This is a genomic window from Luteimonas suaedae, from assembly GCF_008312895.1.
GTDB classification, from domain to species: Bacteria; Pseudomonadota; Gammaproteobacteria; order Xanthomonadales; family Xanthomonadaceae; genus Luteimonas; species Luteimonas suaedae.
The window spans coordinates 266,395-290,033 of record NZ_VSSP01000005.1 but is presented as its reverse complement, the minus strand read 5'-3'; the positions used below and the strand labels follow the sequence as shown (position 1 = coordinate 290,033).

Annotated in this window: 22 protein-coding genes; 15 read left to right on the top strand and 7 right to left on the bottom strand. The window is 70.1% G+C overall.

The genetic code is table 11. From position 1 onward, the window contains the following. Positions 1–228 precede the first annotated feature (228 nt). The 8 genes from FXO19_RS10525 (at position 229) to aqpZ (ending at position 9,999) form a co-directional block, all read left to right on the top strand. On the top strand, positions 229–1,086 hold the full coding sequence (locus tag FXO19_RS10525; RefSeq protein WP_149195042.1) for a 23S rRNA (adenine(2030)-N(6))-methyltransferase RlmJ: 858 nt from the start codon (positions 229–231) through the stop codon (positions 1,084–1,086). Positions 1,087–1,425: 339 nt separating this feature from the next. Beyond that, complete coding sequence (locus FXO19_RS10520; RefSeq protein WP_149195041.1) at positions 1,426–1,959, top strand: GNAT family N-acetyltransferase; 534 nt, start codon at positions 1,426–1,428, stop codon at positions 1,957–1,959. Positions 1,960–2,155: 196 nt separating this feature from the next. Next, positions 2,156–5,725 carry a transcription-repair coupling factor gene (mfd, locus tag FXO19_RS10515; RefSeq protein WP_149195040.1) on the top strand — a complete coding sequence of 1,190 codons (3,570 nt, stop codon included), beginning with the start codon at positions 2,156–2,158 and terminating at the stop codon, positions 5,723–5,725. 312 nt (positions 5,726–6,037) lie between these two features. Continuing rightward, positions 6,038–6,568 (top strand): phosphoglycerate mutase family protein, encoded by a 531-nt coding sequence (locus tag FXO19_RS10510; RefSeq protein WP_187775728.1) that lies wholly within the window; start codon positions 6,038–6,040, stop codon positions 6,566–6,568. After that, entirely contained in the window at positions 6,565–7,272 is a 708-nt protein-coding gene (nfi, locus tag FXO19_RS10505) for a deoxyribonuclease V (RefSeq protein WP_149195057.1), read from the top strand. The genes FXO19_RS10510 and nfi overlap by 4 nt, the downstream gene beginning before the upstream one ends. 344 nt (positions 7,273–7,616) lie before the next feature. Beyond that, on the top strand, positions 7,617–8,483 hold the full coding sequence (locus tag FXO19_RS10500; protein ID WP_149195038.1) for a pirin family protein: 867 nt from the start codon (positions 7,617–7,619) through the stop codon (positions 8,481–8,483). A 106-nt stretch (positions 8,484–8,589) separates the two neighbouring features. Next, on the top strand, positions 8,590–9,051 hold the full coding sequence (locus FXO19_RS10495) for a hypothetical protein (RefSeq protein WP_149195037.1): 462 nt from the start codon (positions 8,590–8,592) through the stop codon (positions 9,049–9,051). Positions 9,052–9,255: 204 nt separating this feature from the next. Next, positions 9,256–9,999: an aquaporin Z gene (gene aqpZ / locus FXO19_RS10490; RefSeq protein WP_149195036.1), complete on the top strand. Its 744-nt coding sequence runs from the start codon at positions 9,256–9,258 to the stop codon at positions 9,997–9,999. Positions 10,000–10,232: 233 nt separating this feature from the next. On the opposite strand, the gene FXO19_RS10485 is transcribed toward aqpZ, so the two are convergent. From FXO19_RS10485 to FXO19_RS10470, 4 genes are all read right to left on the bottom strand, one after another. Then, on the bottom strand, positions 10,233–11,093 hold the full coding sequence (locus FXO19_RS10485; protein ID WP_149195035.1) for a pirin family protein: 861 nt from the start codon (positions 11,091–11,093) through the stop codon (positions 10,233–10,235). A gap of 84 nt (positions 11,094–11,177) precedes the next feature. Continuing rightward, the gene (gene rlmKL / locus FXO19_RS10480; protein ID WP_149195034.1) at positions 11,178–13,421 is read right to left on the bottom strand and encodes a bifunctional 23S rRNA (guanine(2069)-N(7))-methyltransferase RlmK/23S rRNA (guanine(2445)-N(2))-methyltransferase RlmL; all 2,244 of its coding nucleotides are present in this window, start codon (positions 13,419–13,421) and stop codon (positions 11,178–11,180) included. Between the two features lie 196 nt (positions 13,422–13,617). Beyond that, positions 13,618–14,148, bottom strand: coding sequence for a hypothetical protein (locus FXO19_RS10475; protein ID WP_255516378.1), 531 nt, complete (start codon positions 14,146–14,148; stop codon positions 13,618–13,620). After that, a complete protein-coding gene (locus FXO19_RS10470; protein ID WP_149195056.1) occupies positions 14,145–14,606 on the bottom strand; it encodes an MOSC domain-containing protein in 462 nt (153 codons plus the stop codon). Before FXO19_RS10470 ends, FXO19_RS10475 begins: the two co-directional genes overlap by 4 nt. A 65-nt stretch (positions 14,607–14,671) precedes the next feature. On the opposite strand from FXO19_RS10470, the gene FXO19_RS10465 reads away from it, so the two are divergent. The 4 genes from FXO19_RS10465 to FXO19_RS10450 all read left to right on the top strand — a co-directional run bounded on the left by FXO19_RS10465 (position 14,672) and on the right by FXO19_RS10450 (position 18,263). Further along, complete coding sequence (locus FXO19_RS10465; RefSeq protein ID WP_149195032.1) at positions 14,672–15,250, top strand: N-acetylmuramoyl-L-alanine amidase; 579 nt, start codon at positions 14,672–14,674, stop codon at positions 15,248–15,250. 210 nt (positions 15,251–15,460) lie between these two features. Beyond that, entirely contained in the window at positions 15,461–16,357 is an 897-nt protein-coding gene (gene tesB / locus FXO19_RS10460; RefSeq protein WP_149195031.1) for an acyl-CoA thioesterase II, read from the top strand. 4 nt (positions 16,358–16,361) lie between these two features. Beyond that, on the top strand, positions 16,362–16,772 hold the full coding sequence (locus FXO19_RS10455; RefSeq protein WP_149195030.1) for a putative signal transducing protein: 411 nt from the start codon (positions 16,362–16,364) through the stop codon (positions 16,770–16,772). A 330-nt stretch (positions 16,773–17,102) separates the two neighbouring features. Then, positions 17,103–18,263, top strand: a complete 1,161-nt coding sequence (locus FXO19_RS10450) for an RNA polymerase sigma factor (protein ID WP_149195029.1) — start codon at positions 17,103–17,105, stop codon at positions 18,261–18,263. 113 nt (positions 18,264–18,376) lie between these two features. Here FXO19_RS10450 and FXO19_RS19250 read toward each other — a convergent pair whose 3' ends face one another. Further along, entirely contained in the window at positions 18,377–19,051 is a 675-nt protein-coding gene (locus FXO19_RS19250; protein WP_187775727.1) for an EF-hand domain-containing protein, read from the bottom strand. A 146-nt stretch (positions 19,052–19,197) separates the two neighbouring features. Here FXO19_RS19250 and FXO19_RS10430 point away from each other — a divergent pair, with 146 nt between their 5' ends. Genes FXO19_RS10430 through FXO19_RS10420 form a run of 3 tightly spaced genes read left to right on the top strand, consistent with a single transcriptional unit; the run spans position 19,198 to position 21,805 of the window. After that, positions 19,198–19,776 (top strand): phosphatase PAP2 family protein, encoded by a 579-nt coding sequence (locus tag FXO19_RS10430; RefSeq protein WP_149195028.1) that lies wholly within the window; start codon positions 19,198–19,200, stop codon positions 19,774–19,776. After that, positions 19,773–20,492, top strand: a complete 720-nt coding sequence (locus FXO19_RS10425) for an arginyltransferase (protein WP_149195027.1) — start codon at positions 19,773–19,775, stop codon at positions 20,490–20,492. Before FXO19_RS10430 ends, FXO19_RS10425 begins: the two co-directional genes overlap by 4 nt. A gap of 56 nt (positions 20,493–20,548) precedes the next feature. Continuing rightward, positions 20,549–21,805 carry an endonuclease/exonuclease/phosphatase family protein gene (locus FXO19_RS10420; RefSeq protein WP_149195026.1) on the top strand — a complete coding sequence of 419 codons (1,257 nt, stop codon included), beginning with the start codon at positions 20,549–20,551 and terminating at the stop codon, positions 21,803–21,805. A gap of 134 nt (positions 21,806–21,939) precedes the next feature. Here FXO19_RS10420 and FXO19_RS10415 read toward each other — a convergent pair whose 3' ends face one another. Beyond that, positions 21,940–22,227, bottom strand: coding sequence for a hypothetical protein (locus FXO19_RS10415; protein WP_149195025.1), 288 nt, complete (start codon positions 22,225–22,227; stop codon positions 21,940–21,942). A 111-nt stretch (positions 22,228–22,338) separates the two neighbouring features. Continuing rightward, the gene (gene purT / locus FXO19_RS10410) at positions 22,339–23,538 is read right to left on the bottom strand and encodes a formate-dependent phosphoribosylglycinamide formyltransferase (RefSeq protein WP_149195024.1); all 1,200 of its coding nucleotides are present in this window, start codon (positions 23,536–23,538) and stop codon (positions 22,339–22,341) included. Between the last annotated feature and the right edge of the window lie 101 nt (positions 23,539–23,639).

Here is a 23,639-nt window from a genome sequence, read left to right as displayed (position 1 = left end):
CGGGAATCGGGAATCGGGAATCGGGAATCGGGAATCGGGAATCGGGAATCGGGAAAGCGTAACGCCTTTGCTCGTCATCCCGGCGAAAGCCGGGATCCATTTTGCGGTTGCCTGAATGATCAGGAGCAACAACGAAAAGCAAATGGATCCCGGCTTTCGCCGGGATGACGGTACTTGGCCGTTCGTTATTCCCGTTTCTACCTCCTCCTCCCGGTACCATCCTCCCCCATGAACTACCGCCACGCCTTCCATGCCGGCAACCATGCCGACGTGCTCAAGCACGTGACCCTGCTGGCGCTGTGCGACGCGCTGACCGCCAAGCCGGCGCCCTGTTTCGCGCTCGACACCCACGCCGGGCGCGGCCTGTATCGGCTGGACGATGCCCAGGCGCAACGCACCGGTGAGGCGGCCGAGGGCGTGGCACGGCTGCAAGCGACTGGCGTCCGTGATCCGGCACTCGTCCGCTATCTCGACGCGGTACGCGCCTGCCGCGATGTGCACGGTGCGACGGCCTACCCTGGTTCGCCCTGGCTGCTCGCCCATGCGCTGCGCACGCAGGACCGCATCGCCTGCTGCGAGCTGCAGGCGGAAGAGGCCGATGCGCTCCGGTCCGCGTTCCGCGAGGAGCCGCGCGTCGCGGTGCACGCCCGCGACGGCTACGCCGCGCTGGGCGCGCTGTTGCCGCCGCGGGTCGGCGACACCCGCTTCGCACGCGGACTGGTGCTGATCGATCCGCCGTACGAGCAGCAACTCGACGAGTTCAAGCCGGCACTGGCCGCCCTGCGCGATGGACTCCGGCGTTGGCCGCAGGCGACGTACGCCCTGTGGTACCCGGTCAAGCAACGCCGCGCACTGCAGCCATTCTATCGCGCCGCCGCGGCACTGCCGGCGAAATCTGTATTGCTGTGCGAATTACTGGTGCGCGCGGACGATTCGCCGTTGCGCATGAACGGCAGCGGCCTGCTGCTGCTCAATCCGCCCTGGCGACTGGATGCGGCACTAGCCCCCGCACTGCAGGAGACAAGCGCGCTGTTGGGCGAGCCCGGCGCCGATTCCCGGCTGGACTGGCTGCGCACACCGCCTTGAGCCTGGCCAGGTCCGCCTGCGGAAGCCGTGGCCCGTGGGACTGGATTTGCGCGTGGGAATGCGGGAATGGCGGTGGCGTGCCGTCGCCGGGGAATCGCGGCGGGCGCGGGGGATGGCGGTGTTTACGGGCCGTTGAGTGCGCAGCGTCGCGACTTCCATCGCTCCCACAAACAGCGTCGTTACCTATCCAGGCCCATGTCTCCGGGACATCGGATCGCCGCCAAGCCCAGAGGCCCGTCCGCCGCGGGCGCCACAGCGCCGTCTTCCGATGTCCACGTTGCGTGCACATGTTCATGTTGTAGAGGACAGCTTCACTCTCCCCGTGGCAGCATCGGAAATATGGCAGTCCGCAACCGCCTTCCTCCGTGGCACGACCAGATCCGGCTCGCCAATGGCCGCGAGATTCTGATCCGGCCGATCAGGCCGGACGACGCCGTGCCCCTGCGCGCGGGGTTCAGCCTGCTCAAGCCGGATGAGGTCCGGCAGCGTTTCCTCTATTCGGTCAAGGAACTGACGCCGGAAATGGCGGAGCGCCTGACGCGTCCCGATCCGAAGACCGAATTCGCGCTGGTGGCGGCCGAGCCGCTGCCGCCGGGCGAGGCCCTGGTCGGCGGCGTGGCCCGGGTGTCGATCGTGCCGGATACACGCAACGCGGAATTCGCCATCCTGGTGAGTCATTACATCGCCGGCATGGGCGTCGGCCGGCAGTTGATGCTGCGGCTGGTGCGCTGGTCCAAGGGCAAGAAGCTCCAGTGCCTGTACGGCGACGTGCTCGAGCAGAACCAGCCGATGCTGTCGCTGTCGAAATCGCTCGGCTTCCGTCGCGAGTCGACCGACAACCCGGGCCTGGTGCGCGTCACCCTGGATTTGTAGGAGCGCGCCATGCACGCGATACCCGGGGCGTTTGGATCATGCCGCCTCGCCGCGAGCCTTGCCTGACCTGATCCGCGAAGGGCCGGCTCTCGCCTCCATCCCGCGGCCGCGTACTACCCGCCAAACCCGCCCGGAACCCACCGGCCCTGCAAACAGGACGCACCTCGGCATGCGCGGGTTTACAATGCGCGGCTCGATGACATCCCGCACCCTTCCCGCACCTCCGCTGCCCCGCCGCGGCCAGCAGCGCGCCTGGTGGCGCGCGCCGGCGTCGCCTTCGGCGCTGGCCTGGTCGATCCTGCGCGCCGCCCGCGCGCACGCGCGTCCGCTGCTGGTGGTCGCCCGCGACAACCAGCACGCGCACCAGATCGAGGCCGACCTGCGCACGCTCGGCGGCGACGACGCGGACCTGCCGGTATTGCCGTTCCCGGACTGGGAAACCCTGCCCTACGACCAGTTCAGCCCGCATCCGGACATCGTCTCGCAGCGCCTGGCCGCGCTGTACCGGCTGCCGACGCTGGAGCGCGGCATCGTGGTGGTGCCGGTGCAGACGCTGATGCAGCGCGTGGCGCCGCGAAGCTACGTGATCGGCCAGACCTTCGACATGCGCGTCGGCCAGCGGCTGGACCTGGACGCGGAGAAGCGGCGCCTGGACTCGGCCGGCTACCGCCACGTGCCGCAGGTGCTCGATCCCGGCGACTTCGCGGTGCGCGGCGGCCTGCTCGACGTCTATCCGATGGGCGCCGACATGCCCTACCGGATCGAGCTGTTCGACCAGGACATCGAATCGATCCGCAGCTTCGAGCCGGAGTCGCAGCGCTCGCTCGACAAGGTCGAGGCGATCCGCATGCTGCCCGGGCGCGAGCTGCCGCTGGACGAGGCCGCGCGCGAGCGCGCGATGGACGCGCTCGGCGAGCGCTTCGACATCGACCAGCGCCGCAGCTCGCTGTTCCAGGACCTGAAATCGGGGCTGGCGCCGGCCGGCGTCGAGTACTACCTGCCGTTGTTCTTCGAGTCGCCGCGCGAACGTCTGCTGGACGCGAGCCAGGATCAGGCGAGCACCGCCGTCCTACTCGACTACCTGGCCGAAGGCACGATCCCGGTGATCGAGTCGGGATCGCTGGAGGCGGCCGGACACTTCTGGTCGCAGATCGGCGAGCGTTACGAACAGCGGCGCCACGACATCGAACGTCCGCTGCTGGCGCCGACGGAACTCTGGCTGTCGCCGGACGCGCTGCGCGAGCGGCTCAACCGCGACGATCGGATCGAGATCGCCGGCCCCGACCATGCCCAGCACGCACAGGCGGTCGCACTCGGCGACCAGCCCGCCCCGGACCTGCCGCTCACCACCCGCGACGCCGAGCCCGCCGCCGCGCTCAAGTCCTTCCTCGCCAGCTATCCCGGCCGCGTGCTGATCGCCGCCGACAGCGCCGGCCGCCGCGAGGCCCTGCTGGAGCTGCTGCAGCCGGCCGGCCTGGCGCCGACGGTGCTGCCGGATTTCCCGGCGTTTCTTTCCCCTTCTCCCTCTGGGATGAAGGCGGGAGGCTCGCAGGCGCGTCGTTCCGCCCCGGAGGGAGAGGGGCTTGTCGACTTCGCCATCGCCGTCGCGCCGCTGGAGAACGGCTTCGCGCTCGACACGCCGCAGGTCACCATCCTCACCGAGCGCCAGCTGTTTCCCGAGCGCGCCACCCAGCCGCGCCGCGCGCGCCGCGCCGGGCGCGAGCCGGAGGCGATCGTCCGCGACCTGGGCGAGCTGGCCGAGGGTGCGCCGATCGTACACGAGGACCACGGCGTCGGCCGTTATCGCGGGCTCGTGGTGCTGGAAGCCGGCGGCACCCCCGGCGAATACCTGGAGATCGAATACGCCAAGGGCGACCGCCTGTACGTGCCGGTCGCGCAGCTGCACCTGATCAACCGCTACTCCGGCGCCTCGCCGGAGACCGCGCCGCTGCACTCGCTCGGCGGCGAAGCCTGGACCAAGGCCAAGCGCAAGGCCGCCGAAAAGGTCCGCGACGTCGCCGCCGAACTGCTGGAGATCCACGCCAAGCGCCAGGCCCGCGCCGGCCTGGCGCTGGATATCGACCGCACCATGTATGAGCCGTTCGCCGCCGCGTTCCCGTTCGAGGAAACCCCGGACCAGCACGCCGCGATCGAGGCGGTGATCCGCGACATCGGCTCCAGCCAGCCGATGGACCGCGTGGTCTGCGGCGACGTCGGCTTCGGCAAGACCGAGGTCGCGGTACGCGCCGCCTTCGTCGCCGCCACCGCCGGCAAGCAGGTGGCGGTGCTGGTGCCGACCACGCTGCTGGCCGAACAGCACTACCGCACCATGGCCGACCGCTTCGCCGACTGGCCGATCCGCATCGAGGTGCTGTCGCGCTTCAAGACCGCCAAGGAGATCAAGGCCGAGATCGGCAAGATCGCCGACGGCACGCTCGACGTCATCGTCGGCACCCATCGGCTGCTGCAGAAGGACGTGCACTTCAAGGACCTGGGTCTGGTGATCGTCGACGAGGAGCAGCGCTTCGGCGTACGCCAGAAGGAGGCGTTGAAGGCGCTGCGCGCCAACGTACACCTGCTCACGCTCACCGCCACGCCGATCCCGCGCACGCTCAACATGGCCATGGCCGGCATGCGCGACCTGTCGATCATCGCCACCCCGCCGGCGCACCGGCTGGCGGTGCAGACCTTCGTCAACACCTGGGACGGCGCGCTGCTGCGCGAGGCGTTCCAGCGCGAGCTCACGCGCGGCGGCCAGGTGTACTTCCTGCACAACGACGTCGAGAGCATCGGCCGCATGCAGCGCGAACTGCAGGAACTGGTGCCGGAGGCGCGGATCGGCATCGCCCACGGCCAGATGCCCGAGCGCGAGCTGGAAAGGGTGATGCTCGATTTCCACAAGCAGCGCTTCAACACGCTGCTGTGCACGACCATCATCGAGTCGGGCATCGACATCCCCAACGCCAACACCATCGTCATCAACCGCGCCGACCGCTTCGGCCTGGCGCAGCTGCACCAGCTGCGCGGGCGCGTCGGCCGCTCGCATCACCGCGCCTACGCCTACCTGGTGATCCCGGACAAGCGCTCGATCACCGCCGACGCGCGCAAGCGCCTGGACGCGATCGCGGCGATGGACGAGCTCGGCGCCGGCTTCACCCTGGCGACCCACGACTTGGAGATCCGCGGCGCCGGCGAGCTGCTCGGCGAGGACCAGAGCGGGCAGATGGCCGAGGTCGGCTTCAGCCTGTACACCGAGCTGCTGGAGCGCGCGGTGCGCAGCATCCGCCAGGGCAAGCTGCCGGACGCCGACGAGGCGCCCGATCGCGGCGCCGAGGTCGAACTGCACGTGCCGGCGCTGATCCCGGAGGACTACCTGCCCGACGTGCACACCCGCCTGACGCTGTACAAGCGCATCAGCAGTGCGCGCGACGGCGACACGCTGCGCGAGCTGCAGGTGGAGATGATCGACCGCTTCGGTTTGCTGCCGGACCCGGCCAAGCACCTGTTCGCGATCGCCGACCTCAAGCGGCAGGCGACCGCCCTCGGCCTGCGCAAGCTCGACCTCGGCCCCGCCGGTGGCCGCGTGCAGTTCATCGACAAGCCGCGCGTCGATCCGATGGCCGTGATCCGCCTGATCCAGGGCCAGCCGAAGCACTACCGCATGGACGGCCCCGACAAGCTGCGCATCACCCTCGACCTGCCCGACGCCGAATCCCGCATCCAGGCCGCGCGCGGCCTGCTGATCGCGCTGGCGCCGGCCGGCTGAGGCAACGCCCGCTCCCGTAGGAGCGCGCCATGCGCGCGATGCCGCGGGCATTTCGCCGCCCGCGAATTCCGGTGACCGGCGCGCCTGCCGGTCCAGAATCGCGGTATCCACCGGATCCTGCCGGCACCCGCAGCATCGCGCGCATGGCGCGCTCCTACGAACGGCGGTTGGCGGCGCCGATTTCGCGAACCCGTGGAAATAACCGTACCGACGGCACTATTGCCGTAGCCGCGTACGCGGGCAATGATCCAGCCTCTTCCCTCCTCCGCAGAGGACGCGGATGATGGCAGGCACTCGCCAACGGAGTCTTCGATGCGCCCGATCATCCTGCTGCTGTCGCTGATGCTGGCCGGTTGCGCCGCGCAGCCGGCACGCGCACCGTCCACGGCGGTCGCCCCGCCGGACCCGCCACAGACCGCTTTCCTGGTGGTGCGCCATGCGGAAAAGGTCACCGGAGACACCGACGATCCGGTCCTGGACGCGCCCGGCCAGCGCCGCGCCGACGCCTTGGCGGAACTGCTGGCCGAGATGCCGGTGAGCGCCGTCTATGCCACGCCCACCCGGCGCGCGCGACAGACCGCGCTGCCGATCGCGCAGCGGCACGGGCTGGAAGTGCGCGACTACGACCCCGCACAACCGCCGTCGGCATTCGCCACCGTGCTGCACACGCGCCATGCCGGCGCCACGGTCGTCGTCGTGGGCCACAGCAACACGGTGCCGGGCATCGTGTCCGCGCTGTGCGCCTGCCCGGTGGCGCCGCTGACCGAGCAGGACTACGGCGACCTGTTCGAAGTGCGCATCGCCGCCGATGGCGCATCCACGCTGGACCACCGGCGGTTCTGAGCGTGGCCGGCGCAGTCTTCGGCGATTGGGACGGCAGCATCGCCGGCGCGCGTGCGCTGCAGGTGGAACTGGCGCGACAGGTCTCGCTGCAGGACGGGTTCCACGATCCACCGCGCACGCTGGCGGGCTTCGACGTCGGCTTCGAGGACGCGGGCGGCACCACCCGCGCAGCGGTGGTATTGCTGGATGCCGACACGCTGCAGCCGCGCGCGGCGCACATCTCACGGGTACCGACCTCCATGCCCTACGTGCCGGGCCTGCTGAGCTTCCGCGAGTTGCCGGCATTGCTGGCGGCACTGGAGATGCTCGGCGAACGGCCCGACCTGGTGCTGGTGGATGGCCAGGGCATCGCCCATCCGCGTCGGTTGGGCATCGCGGCACACTTCGGCGTGGTGACCGGGCTGCCGAGCATCGGCGTGGCGAAGAAGCCGCTGGCGGTGCGTTTCGATCCGCCGGGCCCGGAACGCGGCGACCGCACGCCGTTGCTGCTGCGCAACGAGCGCGTCGGCGACGCCCTGCGCAGCAAGCCACGCTGCAATCCGCTGATCGTCTCGCCCGGGCACAAGGTCTCGATCGATGCGGCCACCGCCCTGGTGCTGCGCTATACCGCCCGCTACCGCTTGCCGGAGCCGACGCGGTTGGCCGACCGGCTGGCGTCGCGGCGTGGTGCACTGCCGTTGCCGGGGTTCGATACCGACCGCTGAGCCACGCGGGCCTGCGACGCCGCAAACGCGGATCAAGTCATGAAGGTGCTTATCCGCGTTGATCCGTGCCTGAAATGAACGACGCTTGCTTGACCGGCAACATCCTGCTTTTGCTCGTCATTCCCGCGAAGGCGGGACGTGCTTTACAACAGCTCGAAGGGCTGGTCATCCAAGAATGTTGATGCCGATGGCTTGACGTCCATGGATTCCCGCCTTCGCGGGAATGTCGATGCCCCTTTCACACTCGACACCGGCAAAAAATCGCACGCTCCGTTGCGCACAGCCGCCTGCTGCAGGCCGCGGTCCGTGCCATGCTGCACGCACCCGATCGCGAGAATTGGCCCATGACCCGGATCATCGCCCCACGCGAACACGATCTCGGCGGCGGCTTCATCGTACGCCGCGCCGTTCCGACGCTGCAGGCGCGCAGCATCGGTCCATTCGTATTCGTCGACCACATGGGCCCGGCGGTGTTCGAACCCGGCACCGGCATCGACGTTCGCCCGCACCCGCACATCGGCCTGGCGACGGTGACCTTCCTCTGGGCCGGCACGATCCGCCACCGCGACAGCCTCGGCTCGATCCAGGACATCGAGCCGGGCGACGTCAACTGGATGACCGCCGGGCGCGGCATCGCCCATTCCGAGCGTTCGCCGCCGCAGGTGCGCGCGGACGCGCATCCGGCGCACGGCATGCAGACCTGGGTCGGGCTGCCGAAGGCGCACGAGGAAACCGCGCCGGCGTTCCACCACCACGCAGCGGCCACGCTGCCGCAGCTACGGCACGGCGGAGCACTGCTGCGGGTGATCGCCGGGCGTGCCTACGGCGAGGAATCACCGGTGCGCTCCTTCAGCGAGATCCTCAACGTCGCCATCGATCTGGCGCCTGACGCCGAAACCCGCATCGACGCCGGCCACCGCGAACGCGCGCTGTACGTGCTCGAAGGCAGTGCGCAACTCGACGGCGCCGACATCCCGGCCCGCCACCTGGTGACGATCGACCCCGGCGCTCCGGCCACGCTGCGCGCCATGACCCCGCTCAAGGCAATGCTGTTCGGTGGCGAACCGCTGGACGGCGATCGCCGCGTGTGGTGGAACTTCGTCTCGTCCTCGCGCGAACGCATCGAACAGGCCAAGGAAGACTGGCGCCAGGGCCGGTTCGGGCGCATCCCCGGCGACGAGGAGGAGTTCATTCCCTTGCCGGAAAAGTGATATACATCACAATTCGACCTTCGATGCCCGACTATCGTCGGGACCCGGGAGGCCTCATTTCTTGCGGTGGACCACACGCCGCATCCGGACTCAAGGGGATATTTTCATGAAGTTCACGATCCACACCCTGGCGCCGTTGGCTGCGCTGGGATTACTGCTTGCGACTGTGGCACCGGCCCGGGCACAGGTCACGGAAGCCTGTCCACGGCTGCCGGGCGACTCGGGGCTGACCTGGACCGAACGCAGCAGCGATGCCTTCGTCATCTGCCGCGCGGTGGCCGAGGGCGGTCGCGAGGTCTTCGGCCTCTACCTCGCCGCCGACTCACCGTTCCAGCCACGCCGCGCCAATCGCGAGGAACGCGGGGTGATCAACGGCCAGGACATCCGTTGGTACAGCGGCGAGGTCGCGACCGATCCGGACAAGCTGGTGCGCGAGACCCTGCTCGAGCTGGACAAGGACCGCGTGGTCCACATCTGGCTGCACGCCGACAGCGCGCAGGAGATGCAGCAGAGCATGCGCCTGGTGGAAGAGCTGCGCTTCGAGGACACGCGCTTCAGCAGCAACTGAACTGAGCGTCCGGTTCCCACGTTCGCCGTTCACGGCCTGCCGATCGGCCAGCCCCGGGTCGAGAGCCGGGATCGAGATGTCGCGTCGCCTTCCCGGCCGGACATCGGCAACACGTGCGCGTTAACGAAATCCGAACATCAGGATCACGGTCTTGATCTAGCGTTCGCAGCGGCCATTCCGGCTGTCTGCTTAGGGGGAAGTGTGATGATCAAGCGTCTTGCGGCCGAGTTCCTCGGCACGTTCTGGCTGGTGCTCGGCGGTTGCGGCAGTGCGGTGCTGGCGGCGAACTTCGGCGGCGACGGCAATCCGCTCGGCATCGGCCTGCTCGGCGTGTCGCTGGCATTCGGCTTGGCCGTGCTCACCGGCGCCTACGCGTTCGGCCGCATCTCCGGCGGTCACTTCAACCCTGCCGTGAGTTTCGGCCTGTGGGCCGGCGGACGCTTCGCGGCCAAGGATCTGCTGCTCTACATCGTCGCGCAGGTCGTCGGCGCGGTCTTCGCCGGCTGGATCCTGTTCCTGATCGCCAGCGACGTCACGGGTTTCGCGATCGATCCCATCGCGCCCGGCGCCTTCGCCAGCAACGGCTACGGCGCGCTGTCGCCCGGCGGCTACGGCGCCGCGGCCGCGTTCCTGACCGAGGTCGTGCTGACCGCGATGTTCGTCGTCGTCATCATGGGCGCGACGCACAAACTGGCGCCGGCGGCGTTCGCGCCGATCGCGATCGGCCTGGCGTTGACCCTGATCCACCTGGTCAGCATTCCGGTGACCAACACCTCGGTCAATCCGGCGCGCTCGACCGGCGTGGCGCTGTTCGCCGGCTCCGGCGCGCTCGGTCAGTTGTGGCTGTTCTGGCTGGCGCCGATCCTCGGCGGCGTGATCGGCGGCATCACCTACAAGTGGCTCGGAAGCGAAACGGCCGATCCGTCGCCGAAAGCCGCGACCGTATAGCAGGAGTGAGTGGAGAGGAGTGAGAAATGAGAGAGAGCGAGGACTGGCAGCATCGCGGATGGTGCAGGCTGCTTTCTCTCGTTTCTCACTCCTCTTCACTCGTTTCTACTCTTTCAAACAGGAGTGAGTGGAGAGAAGTGAGAAACGAGTAAGAGCGGGAGACGGCCGCATCGCGAGCTGCGGAGGCTGCTGCCTTCTCTCGTTTCTCACTCCTCTTCACTCGTTTCTGCTCCTCAAAAGCGGCCTTCCTGGAAGTCCACGAAGGCCTGCATGATCTCCTGCCGGGTGTTCATCACGAACGGGCCATGGCGCACCACCGGTTCGCGCAACGGCCGCCCGGCGACCAGGATTAGCCGCGCACCGGCGTCGCCGGCCTGCAGCGCCAGCGCCTCGCCGCCGCCGAGCACCGCCAGTTCCCGCGCTTCCAGCACGCGCGCGTCCTCACCCTCGCCGATCGTCAGCGCGCCTTCGAAGGCATAGACGAAGGCGTTGTGGCCCTCTGGCAGGCGATGGCGCCAACCGGCCCCCGGCGCGAGCGCGACATCGAGGTAGACCGGATCGGTCGCCGGCTGCGCAATCGGGCCGGACACCTCGCCGACGCGGCCGGCGATCACCTTCACCTCCACGCCCGCGGCGGGCGCGACCACCGGGATCCGCTCCGGCCCGAATTCCTGGTAGCGGGGCTCGGCCATCTTGTCCTTCGCCGGCAGGTTGACCCACAGCTGGAAGCCGCGCATGCGGCCGGCCTGCTGCTCCGGCATTTCCGAATGCACCAGCCCGCGGCCGGCGGTCATCCACTGCACGCTGCCGGGCACCAGCAGGCCCTCGTTGCCATGGTTGTCGCGATGGCGCATGCGGCCGTCGAGCATGTAGGTGACGGTCTCGAAGCCGCGGTGCGGATGGTCCGGGAAACCGGCGATGTAGTCCTCGGCACGGTCGGTGCCGAACTCGTCGAGCAGCAGGAACGGATCGAGGTCCGGCAGCTCGGCCGCGCCGATGACCCGGGTGAGCTTGACGCCGGCGCCGTCGGACGCGGCGCTGCCGCGGATCTTGCGGGCGATGCGGGCATGGCGGATCGGGGCGGTGGCGCTCATGGCGGCTCCTGTGGCGAAAACGTGTGTGCCGCTCAAGATGGGGACGCGGCGGTGTGATGGCATCTCCATCGGTGGAACGGAAGGTTACGCGGGCGGATCGCCGGACGATTCCATTGGAGTACGCCACCGCAGGCGCCATGTCTTGTGGATGCGCGGGTTGCGGGCGAAGTCGGGCGGGATGGTCGCGGCGCTGATGTCCTCGCAATCGGCGAACGCCGACACCGCACCGCTGTCCATCCGGAAGCGGCGGAAGTTGTTGCTGAAATAGAGCACCCCGTCCGGCGCCAGCCGCGCCACCGCGGCGCGCAACAGGCGCACGTGCTCGCGCTGGAGGTCGAAGTCCTTCGCCCGCGCCGAATTGGAGAAGGTCGGCGGATCGCAGAAGATCAGGTCGTAGCGGCCACGCTCGGCCTCCAGCCACTGCAGCGCGTCGGCCTGCACCAGCCGGTGGGCGCTGCCGCCCAAACCGTTCTCGCGCAGGTTGTCGGCGAGCCACTGCAGGTAGGTCGCCGACAGGTCGACGCTGGTGGTCTGTTCCGCGCCGCCCACCGCCGCCTGCACGGTGGCCGCGCCGGTGTAGCAGAACAGGTTGAGGAAACGCGCGCCGCGCGCCTCGGCGGCAATACGCGCGCGCAGCGGGCGATGGTCGAGGAACAGGCCGGTGTCGAGATAGTCGAACAGGTTCACGCGCAGCCGCGCATCGCCTTCGCGCACCACCAGGAACTCGCCGCGCGCGTCGAAGCGGCCGTACTTGCTGCCGCCCTTGCCGCGGCTGCGGGTCTTCAGCGCGATGCGCTCGCGCGGCAGTTCGAACACCTCGCGCGCGGCAGCCAGCAGGTCGTTGAAGCGGCGGCGAGTGACCTGCTCCGGGATCTCGTCGGGGGCGGCGTATTCCTGCACGTGCAGCCAGTGGCGGCCCGGATCGTCGGCCTCGGCATAGACGTCGATCGCGGCAGCGTATTCGGGCAGGTCGGCGTCGTAGGCGCGGAAGCAGTCGACGCCATCGCGCCGGCGCCAGGCCTTGAGGCCACGCAGGTTCTTGCGCAGGCGGTTGGCGACCATCTGTGCGCCTTCGGAGAGCGTGCGTGGCACGTCCGCGGCGGCGGTTTCGTGCGCGACCGAATCGCACACGATCAGGGCGCATTCCAGCGCGCCGTTGAACACCTTGTAGCGCTTGCGCGCGCGCAGGCCGGTGGCGAAGGCGAGTGCGTCGTCGCCACACAACAGGCTTGCACGCCAGCCGGGCACGGCGCGCTTGAGGGCAGCGCCGAGCGCGCGGTACAGGGCTGGATCGGCGGCCAGCCGTGCGTCGTAGGGCGGATTGCAGACGACGAGACCGGGCGCCGGCTCCCCGCCTTCGCCAGCCGGTCCGCGGAGGAGCGGGAACGTCGTTTCGAGCCGGTCGACCGCCGCCGTTTCGAGCACCAGGGCATCGGCGACGCCGGCCGCGGCGGCATTGGCCTGCGCGGCGTCGATCGCGCGCGGATCGAGATCGCTGCCGAAGAAGGCCGGCTGCAGCGCGGCGCGCCCGTTGCGCTCGCGCTCGCGCGCGTCCCGCCAGAGCGCGCGCCACGCATCGCGGTCGAATCCGGGCCAACGCGTCGGCAACAGCGCGCCGTCGTCGGTTTCGACCCCGGCATCCATGGCGATGGCGCGCAGCCGCTGTAATCCGGGCGCCACGTCCGCCGCCATCAGCGCACCCTCGATCAGCAGCGTGCCGCTGCCGCACATCGGGTCGAGCAGCGCGCCGCCGTCGGCATGGCGCTGCGGCCAGCCGCCGCGCAGCAGCACCGCCGCGGCAAGGTTCTCCTTCAGCGGCGCCTCGCCCTGCGCGCGGCGCCAGCCGCGGCGATGCAGCGGTCCGCCGCCCAGGTCCACCGACAGCACCGCCCTGCCCTTGCGCACCACCAGGTTCAGTCGCAGGTCCGGCGCGTCGAGGTCGACGTCGGGACGGGTGCCGTCGTGCGCACGCATGGCGTCGACCACCGCATCCTTGATCCGCTGCGCCGCGTAGCGCGCATGGGTGATCGCCTCGCCGGAGACATGGGCGTCGACCGCGAGCGTCATGCCCGGCGCCAGGTGCTCGTGCCAGGGCAGCGCGTGCGCGCCGGCATACAGCGCCTGTTCGTCGGGGCAGTCGTATTCGGTCAGCGGCCACAGCACGCGGCTGGCGATGCGCGACCACAGCACCGCGCGCTGGGCGTCGGCAAGGCTGCCGTCGACGTTGGCGCCGGCAACCGCCGCGGTGGCGTGCGCGCAGCCGAGCGCGGACAGCTCGTCGACGAGCAGGTATTCGAGGCCCTTGGCGCAGGAGGCGAAGAATTTCATGTCAAACGACCGTGGCCGCCCGTAGGAGCGCGCCATGCGCGCGATGCCGCAGGTACCGACAGGATCCGGCGGATGCCGCGATTCCGGACCGGCAGGCGCGCGAGTCGCCGGAATTCGCGGGCGGGGAAATACCCGCGGCATCGCGCGCATGGCGCGCTCCTACGGAAAAATGCGTCCAGGGCCGGCATGACCGGACTCACAGCGCTTCGAGCAGCTGCGCGAAGGCCTGCGCCGATGCCTCGACATGGCCGGAAAGGCGATGCGAGTCGTCCACCAGCAGCAGCCGCGCACGCCGCGCCTGTGCCCAGGCCACGACCTCCGCCGCCGGGATCAGTTCGTCGTCCCAGCCGTGCACCAGCGACGTCGGCACCTCGGCCGCCTGCAGCGGCGGCGCGTCGCCCATCCGCACCGGCGGCGCCATCAGGAACAGGCCCGCCACCGGCACCTGCAGCGACACCTGCCCTGATACCCAGGCGCCGAGGCTGGAGCCGGCCAGCACCAGCGGTCCACGCGCAGCCGCGCTGCGTGCCTTCACCAGCAGCCGCTGCAGCCGCGACGACACATCGCCGAGATCGCTGATCTCGCGCCGGGCGTCGAGGTCGGTGTAGTCCGGGCGCTCGTGGCTCCAGCCCAGGCGCTCGGCCACCTCGGCGAGCGCGGTGACCTTGGTCGCATCCGGCCCGCTCTCGAAACCGTGCGACAGGATGCAGTGCCCGCGCGCGCTCACGGTTCGATCCATTCCACGGCGTCGCCGACCCGCAGCACGCCGCCCGCGACGATGCGCGCGCACAGCCCGCCCATGCCGCGCATGGCGTTGTAGCCGCCGGGGCCGAGCGCGTCTTCCATGCGCGAGCACGGATCGCAGGGATCGGTGCCCTCGAACACGACCTCGCCGATGCGGAAGCGGCAGCCCTTCAGCGCGATCAGCGCGATGCCGGACACCACCAGGTTGCGGCGCAGGGTCACCGGCTGCACGGCGGGCAGGCCGGCCAGTGCGGCGATCGCGGGCAGGTGCTCGACCTGGATCAGGGTGGCGCCGCGCTTGCCGCTGCCGCCGCGATAGCGGTCGCCGTCGAGGCCGCCACCGGCGCTCGCCTGGACGGATCCGACCTCGCGCATCGGCGCCTCGCGCGCGGGGCGCAGGCCGATCCAATCCAGCCTGCCGCGGCGGGGAAAGCGTGTCATCAACCGGTGCAGTTCGGTGCCCGGAGGCGGCAGCTGGGTCATCCGTGAATGCTAGCATCCGCTGCATGTCGTCCGGCCCGGCCTCCGCCCCGCAGATCGTGTCGCAGCCGTTGCCCTACGTGGACCGGCTGGGGCCACGGTCGCTGTCGGACATCGATCTGGCGGTGATCCACTGCACCGAGCTGCCGGACATGGCACTGGCGCGCGAGTACGGCGAGCGGTTGCTGTATCCCGCCGTCGGCACCGGCGCCAGCGGCCACTGGTACGTCGACCGCGACGGCGCGATCGTCGAGTTCGTTCCGGCGGAACGTATCGCGCATCACGTGCGCGGCTGGAACCCGCGTTCGGTGGGTATCGAACTGGTCAATCGCGGACGCTTTCCGCACTGGTACGACACGCGCCACCAGGCGATGGACGAAACCTATCCGGACGCGCAGGTCGATGCGCTGGTGCGGCTGCTGCGGCACCTGGCGCACGTGCTGCCGGCGCTGCGCCTGGTCGCCGGACACGAGGACCTGGATACCGCGCGTGTCGCGGCCAGCGACGACCCTGCGCGGATGGTCGCGCGCAAATGCGATCCCGGGCCGCAGTTTCCGTGGCCGAGGGTGCTCGATGCGGTACCGCTGCAGCGGCTGATCCCGTAGGTCGCCCGTCTCCCTCGTGGGAGCGAAGGAAGTCGCGACGCCGCGAACCGACCCAAGTCCGGACGACAACGGCACCGGCGCTGTCGGCTTCCCGATGGCGGCGTACCGCCGCCATTGCCACAGTGACCCGGACATCGGGCATCGCTCCCTAGGACGGGACATACCGCGGCACCGCCTATAATCCCCGGTCCGCCGCCGCCCCGTATCCGCATGCAATCGCCCGTCTCCGAACTGATCGAACTGCTGTCGCTGGAGCGGCTCGAGGACAACCTGTTCCGCGGCCAGAGCCGCGACATCGGCACCAAGTACGTGTTCGGCGGCCAGGTGCTCGGGCAGGCGCTGTCGGCGGCGCAGGCGACGATGACGCACGCGCGCGACGCACACTCGCTGCACGCCTATTTCCTGCGTGCCGGCGACATCGAGCATCCGATCGTCTACGAGGTCGACCGCACCCGCGACGGCGGCACCTTCTCGGTGCGCCGGGTGACCGCGATCCAGCACGGCAAAGTGATCTTCTTCTGCGCCGCGTCGTTCCAGCAGCACGAGGCCGGCGCCGAACACCAGTTCGCGATGCCGGAGGTCCCGGCGCCCGAGGACATTGCACCGTCGCCGTCGGTCCCGGTGTCGGTGCTGGAGACGCTGCCGACCAAGGTGCAGCGCTGGCTCGACCGCACCGGCCCGTTCGAGTTCCGCCACGTCTATCCCCGCGACGAGCTCGATCCGCCCAAACGCCCGCCCTACCAGCAGGTCTGGTTCCGCCTGTCTGAAGCGGTCGGCGACGCGCCGGAACTGCATCGCGCGCTGCTCGCCTACGCCTCCGACTTCCAGCTGCTCGGCACCGCCACCTTTCCGCACGGCATCAGCTACTACCAGCCCGGCGTGCAGATGGCCTCGCTCGACCACGGCCTCTGGTTCCACCGGCCGTTCCGCGCCGACGACTGGCTGCTGTATTCGATCGACAGCCCCAGTGCGCAGGATTCACGGGGACTGGCACGCGGGCTGATCTACGATCGCACCGGGCGCCTGGTCGCCAGCACCGTGCAGGAGGGGCTGATCCGGGTGGTGGCGGACGTCGATGCCGCCGCGCAGGTTCCCGTGAAAGAATGACGCCATGAGACAGATCTTCAGCAGCCAACGCCTCGAAAACGTCGAGAAGGTCGCGCAGCTGCTGCGCGACGAAGGCATCGAGGTGCGCATCACCAACGGCCGCTCCTACAAGAGCGGGCGCCGCCGCACCTTCAGCTACCGCGAGGGCGCCAACCACGGGCCGCAGCCAGCGGTCTGGGTGACCCATTCGGAGGACCAGCCGCGGGCGCGCGCGATCATGCGCGAAACCGGACTCTCTGGCCCGACCACGCGCCCGGTCAGCGACAGCTACCTCTCCACCGCCTATACGCCCGGCAAGATGGGTTCGAGCCGCGCCGCGCCCGAGCCGACGCAGCGGAAGATCATCCGCTACCGGCGCATGCTGCTGGTCGGGATCGCGATCCTGGTCGCGCTGGTGCTGGTGCGCTCGTTCTGATCCGCTTGCACCCGTCTCGGGCGCTGGTGCGTTCGTTCTGATCCGCCCGCCGCCTGCCTCGTAGGAGCGCGCCATGCGCGCGATGCCGCGGGCGCCGGCAGGATCCGGTGGATGCCGCGATCCTGGACCGGCAGGCGCGCCGGTCACCGAAATTCGCGGGCGGCGAAATGCCCGCGGTATCGCGCGCATGGCGCGCTCCTACGGATGCCACATCGTTGTACCGGGACGGCCGGTCTCTCGCGGACGCCAGGCTGATGCCTCGGCCGGGCCGGATACGTCACACTCGACGCCCGGATCCGTCCAGGATGCAGGCCTGAACCGGTTGATGCCATGTCCGCCGATACGCTCGAACAGCCGATCGAACAGTTGATCCATCGCGAACTGGCGGCCGCCGCCTCCGGCGATCGCCACGCCTACGGCCGCATCGTCGCCGTCAGCCAGAACACCGTGACCGCGGTGGCGCTGGCGATCACCCGCGACGTGCCGGCCAGCGAGGACATTGCCCAGGAAGCCTTCCTGAAGGCCTGGCAGCAGCTGGGCCGGCTCCACAACCCCACCAGCTTCCTGCCGTGGCTGCGGCAGATCGCGCGCAACCTGGCGCACGACCACCTGCGCGCCAACCGGCACCGGCCGCTGGACGGCGAAGTCGCCGAACTGGCGATCGCCCAGGCCGCGGACCCGGCCGGCACCCCGATGCGGCAGCTGATCGACCATGAACGCGAAGCCGTGGCGGCCGAACTGATCTCGGAACTGCCCGAGGACAGCCGCGAAGTGCTGCTGCTGTACTACCGCGAGGGCCGGAACTCGCGCCAGGTGGCGTCCCTGCTGGGGCTGTCCGAGGCCGCGGTGCGCAAGCGGCTCTCGCGCGCCCGCAGCTGCCTGCGCACCGAGCTGCTGGCGCGCTTCAGCGAGTTCGCACGCGGCAGCGCCCCGGGAACCGCGTTCGCGCTCACCGTGGTCACCGCGCTGGGAAGTTTCAGCAAGCCGGCGGCGGCGGCGGGCCTGACCACGGCCGGCTCGACACTGGCCGGCGGCGTGCTCGGCAAGCTGTTCTTCGGGTCCGCCGGCGTGGTCGGCGGCAGCGTGCTGGCCAGCCTAATCACCGCCTGGCTGTGCCGCAAGCTGCTCGAGCGCTATGCCGACGACGCCGAGGAACGGCGGCGGATTCTGCGCTGCTACAACGCCTACCTGGCGATGGCGACGGTCATGTGCCTGGGCGTGCTCGCTGCGGTCTGGCTGTTCGAAAGCCCGGTCCCGGCGCTGGCGATCGCGGTCGCCGGCTTCCTGGTGTTGAACTACCAGCTGATGGTGCCGCTGCCGCGGATCATGAACCCGTTGCTCCGGCGCGATGCCAAGCGCAATCCGGAGAGCGCGGAACGGCGGGCGCTGCTCTACCGCCTCACCTTCGGCCCGAGCGGCCTGCTGATCGCCAACATCGGCCTGATCGGCATGTTCGTGATCGGCTTCCTGCGCGGATACGGTTCAGCGTGACGCGCGCGGGCTCGGCCTGTCGCTCGACCATCGCGATCGCGAAAAAAAAGCCCGCGTGCGACGAACACGCGGGCGGAGACTACCGACTTACCCCTTGCTGCAACGCTCCCTGTTCAATGTGCCCGCTGCGGCCGGAGCTCTTCCCGGCTCAGGAAACCGTCGCGGCTTTCGTCCATCCAGGCGAAATTCCTTGCCAGTCGCGGCATCTTTTCCTCGACCTCGACCCGGCTCAGCTTGCCGTCGCCGTTGAGATCGGCGGCGGCGAAGCGCTGGTCGGCGCGCTCGGCCATCTCGGCCCGGCGCTGCGGAAGCTGGCGCGCGTGCCAGGCACGCAGTTCGCCGCGCGCGATCTGGCCGTCACGGTCGGTGTCGATGGCGTCGAAGTGCTGCCCCAGATCGAAACGGGCGCCGCGGCCCTCCTTGCGCGCGCCCGCGGCCTGCTCGAGCTCGGCCCGGCTGATGCGGCCGTCGCCGTCGGCGTCCAGCCGGGCGATGCGGTCGAAGCCCATACGGTCGTGGCCACCGCCACCCTGCATGCGCTTGCCGCCGTGTCGCGGCCTTTCGTCGGCGTCGATGCGGCCGTCACCGTTCTTGTCGAGCCGGTCGAATCTCTCTGCCAGTCGCGGATGCGCGGCCGCCTCGCTGCGGTCGATCGCACCGTCGCCGTTGCTGTCGAGCTGCATGCGCGCCGGACGGGCCTCGCCCGCCGCCGGCTGCGCCACCGCCGCGGCAGTGGCGAACGCGCCCAGGGCCAACAGGGTCGCGGCAAACAGACGGTTGGATTTCATGTGTGTCTCTCCGATGTGCAGGGGCGGCAACGCGCCGCCTGTGCACGGATCAACGCGGCCCCCGGGCACGCGGTTGACAGCGCGATGGCCACGTTCAGGCAGCGGACAGTCGCGGCGCCTGCGATCGGCCGCAGTATGCTGGGCACGTGACCCGCCCGCTCGCCCGCACCGTCTCGATCCTCGGCCATCCGCTGCTGATGCTGCCGCTGGCATTGCTGCTGCCGGCCGTGGCGGGCGGCCTGCCGGGGACGGGCGGCGTCGCGATCGCTTTCGCGCTCGCCGCCGCGCTGGTGATGGGCTGGTCCTGGCGCCGGGTCCGGCAGGGCAGCTGGGCGCATGTCGACGCCAGCGCCGGCGACGAACGCCGCTCGCTGCACCGGTTCCTGCTGCCGGTGCTGGTGGCGGCGATGCTGCTGGCGCTGTGGGCGCCGGCCGGCGTCGCGCTGTACCTGGGCCTGTCGGCACTGATCGTCGCCGTCGCGATGCTGCTCGCGCGCTGGTGCACGTTGTCGCTGCACGCCGCCTTCGCCGTGTTCGCGGCATTGATGCTGCTGCGCTGGACGTGGTGGGCCGGCGCGGCGGCGCTGGTGTTCGCGGCCCTGGTGGTCTGGTCGCGGCTGGCGCTGGCGCGACATCGTCCGCGCGACCTCGGCGCCGGTATCGCCACCGGAACCGGGGCCGCGCTGCTGTCGTGGCCGCTGGCGCCGTATTGGCCTTCGCCATGAGCCTGGGCGAGCCCGATTCGCTGCGCCTGTTCCACACCGGCCTGCATCCCTGCGGCTACTGGCCGGACCGGACCGCGCGCGACCTGGTCCTGGATCCGCGCGACCCGCGCCTGGCGCAGTTCTACCCACAGGCGCTGCAGTGGGGTTTCCGCCGCTCCGGCGACATCGTCTACCGGCCGCATTGCCAGGGCTGCCGCGCCTGCGTGGCAGTGCGGATCCCGGTGGCGGCGTTCCGCCCCGACCGCAGCCAGCGCCGCTGCCTGGCGCGCAACGCCGACGTCGAGGCGCGGGTGGTGCCAGCCGAGCGCGACGACGAGCGGCTGGCGCTGTACCGCCGCTATCTGCACGCGCGCCATCCGCAAGGCGGCATGGACGGGCATGGCGCCGCCGAATTCGATCAGTTCCTGCTCGGCAGCTGGACCGAGGGGCGCTTTCTGGAACTGCGCGTACAGCAGCGGCTGCTCGCGGTGGCGGCGACCGACCTGACCGGCGATGCACTGTCGGCCGTGTACACCTTCTACGATCCCGACGCCGCCGCGCGCAGCCCCGGCACGCTGGCGATCCTGCGCCAGATCGAATGGGCCCGACGCGAGGGTCGCAGCCATCTCTACCTGGGTTACTGGATCGCCGGCCACGGCAAGATGGACTACAAGCGCAGGTTCCGCCCGCTGGAGGCCTTCGACGGGCGCGGCTGGCAACCGCTTGATGAAGGATGAGACGGGCGCCGGGATGACGATGTGGGGGCGGTGATATCGCCCTATACAATCCCGCCATGAGTCCATCCGCCCGCTCCGTCGCCCTGGCCCTGCTCTCCGTCGCGCTGCTCGCCTGCACCGCCTGCGTGCGCGTCAACGTCCACGGCGATCCTGAAAGCTACCGAACCACGATGTCCGCCGACGCTTCCTTGCGTATCGCCACCTACAACGCATCGCTGTATGCCGACGAGACCGATGGCCTGCGTGCGCGGCTGGAAGCCGGCGATGCCGGCGCTCGCAAGGTCGCCGCGGTGCTGCAGCGGGTGCGTCCGGACGTCGTGCTGCTGAACGAGTTCGACTACGACGCTGACGGCCGTGCCGCCGACCTGTTCCAGCGCCGGTACCTGGAGACGCCGCAGGCCGGCGGCGGCGAAGGCCTGCGCTATCCGTACCGTTACTTCGCGCCGGTCAACACCGGCGTGCCGAGCGGATTGGACCTGGACGGCAACGGCACGGTCGGCGGCGACGGGCGCGAGCGCGGCAACGATGCCTGGGGCTACGGCCTGCATCCGGGCCAGTACGGCATGCTGCTGCTGTCGAAGTACCCGATCGACACCGCCGCCGCACGCACGTTCCGGCAACTGCGCTGGAGCGCGATGCCGGGCGCTCATCGGCCGCGCGATCCGGACAGCGGACAGTGGTGGCACCCGGACGCGGTGTGGTCGCAGCTGCGGTTGTCGTCGAAGTCGCACTGGGACGTGCCGGTGCGCACGCCGGCCGGCGTGCTGCACGTGCTCGCCTCGCACCCCACGCCGCCGGTGTTCGACGGCCCGGAGGATCGCAACGGCGCCCGCAACGCCGACGAGATCCGGCTGTGGACCGAGTACCTCTCGCCCGGCGACAAGCCCTGGCTGTGCGACGACCGTGGTCGCTGCGGCGGGCTCGAGGCGGACGCGCGCTTCGTGATCCTGGGCGATCTCAACAACGACCCGGTGGACGGCGACGGCCGTCACGAGGCGATCGTCGAACTGCTGGAACATCCACGCGTACTGCGCTACCCCACGCCGGCCAGCGAAGGCGCGGCGATCGCCGCGGCGACAGGCGCGGATGCGGCGACCGAAGGCACCGGCCCGGCACGCCGCGGCGCGCCCGCACACGCGACCGGCGATTTCGGGCCGCGGGTCGGGCCGCTACGACTGGATTACGTATTGCCGTCGACGGGCTTCGAGTTCGTGGACAGCGGCGTGTTCTGGCCGCCGCCGAGCGATCCGGCTGCCGCCATCATCGACGGCAGCGACCACCGCCTGGTCTGGGTCGACCTGCGCCTTCCGTAGGAGCGCGCCATGCACGCGATACCGCGGGCATTGCATCGCCCGCGAATTCCGGCGACCGGCACACCTGCTGGCTCAGAATCGCGGCATCCCCCGGATTCTGCCAGCACCCGCGGCATCGCGCGCATGGCGCGCTCCTACGGAATCGGGGCGGTGCGCGGGCCGAAGCCGAAGTCGCCGTCGCCCTGGGTCGAGACGATCATCCGCACCATGGTGCCGGGCACCATCAGTTCCACTGTGACGTCGGCGCCCTGCTCGGTGCGGCCGCGCAGCGTCATCTCGATCAGCGCGCCGCCGGTGTCGATCTCGTCGCAAGCCACGTGCGCGCCCATCGGGTTCTCGCGCAGGTAGGGCTTGATCGCCTCGCCCAGCACCTCCAGCGCCTGCGGGTACAAGAAGACGGCGTAGCCGTTGTGTGCGTTCATCGCTTCGATTCTCCAGAAATGTTCGATTGCCGGATCCGCGCTCACGCACGGGAGCGGCACAACTGCGCTTCATCTGCGAAAGGTGTGCAGCTGAAGCGGCCGGCGCCATGGTTATTCCAACGTGATCGCGATCGCCTCGGCCGCCTCGCGGGCGCTGCGTCGCGCACCATCGATGTCGCGCCCGCGCGCCAGGGTCACGCCGACCCGGCGCTGGCCCTCCACGCGCGGCTTGCCAAACAGGCGCAGCGCCGAATCCGGCGCCCGCAGCGCCGCCTCGATGTTCGAAAACACCGGCACCCCGGACCCTTCCGCCAACAGCGCGCAGGACGCCGACGGGCCCGCCTGCCGGATCAGCGAAATCGGCAGGCCGAGGATCGCCCGCGCATGCAGCGCGAACTCGCTCAGTTCCTGCGATACCAGCGTGACCAGGCCGGTATCGTGCGGCCGCGGCGAGACCTCGGAAAACCAGACGTCGTCGCCCTTGACGAACAGCTCCACGCCGAACACGCCCCAGCCACCGAGATCGTCGGTGATGCGCCGCGCGACGTCCTGCGCACGCGCCAGCGCGGTGGGCGACATCGGCTGCGGCTGCCAGCTCTCGCGATAGTCGCCATCGCGCTGCAGGTGCCCGATCGGCGCGCAAAAATCGGTGCCGCCGGCATGGCGCACGGTGAGCAGGGTGATCTCGTAATCGAAATCGACGAAGCCTTCGACGATCACCCGTCCGGCGCCGGCGCGGCCGCCGGTGCGCGCGTATTCCCACGCACGCTCGATGTCGGCTTCGCCCCGCACCAGCGACTGCCCCTTGCCGGACGACGACATCACCGGCTTGACCAAGCACGGCAGGCCGATCTCCGCCACCGCGGCGCGGTAGTCCTCGAGCGTGTCGACGAAGCGGTAGGACGAGGTCGGGAGCTCCAGCGTTTCCGCGGCCAGCCGGCGGATGCCCTCGCGGTCCATGGTCAGCCATGCCGCGCGCGCCGTCGGAATGACGCGGGTGTCGTCGCCGGCCTCGGCGAAGCCCTGCTCCAGTTCCACCAGGGTCGCGGTGTGGATCGCCTCGATCTCGGGCACGATCAGCTGCGGCTTTTCCGCTGCGATCAGCGCACGCAGCGCCGTGGCGTCGAGCATGTCGAGTACGTGGCTGCGGTGCGCGACCTGCATCGCCGGCGCATCGGCGTAGCGGTCGGCGGCGATGACCTCGGCACCCAGCCGCTGCAACTCGATCGCCACTTCCTTGCCCAGCTCGCCCGAACCGAGCAGCAGTACGCGGGTGGCGCGCGGGGACAACGGCGTGCCGAGACTGACCATGAGTCTTCCTGGATGGACGGCCGAATATTGTATGCGGCGGCCATCGCCGCCAGCCGATGGCGACGGCAGCGCCATTGACAAAGTGATATCAATTAGATATC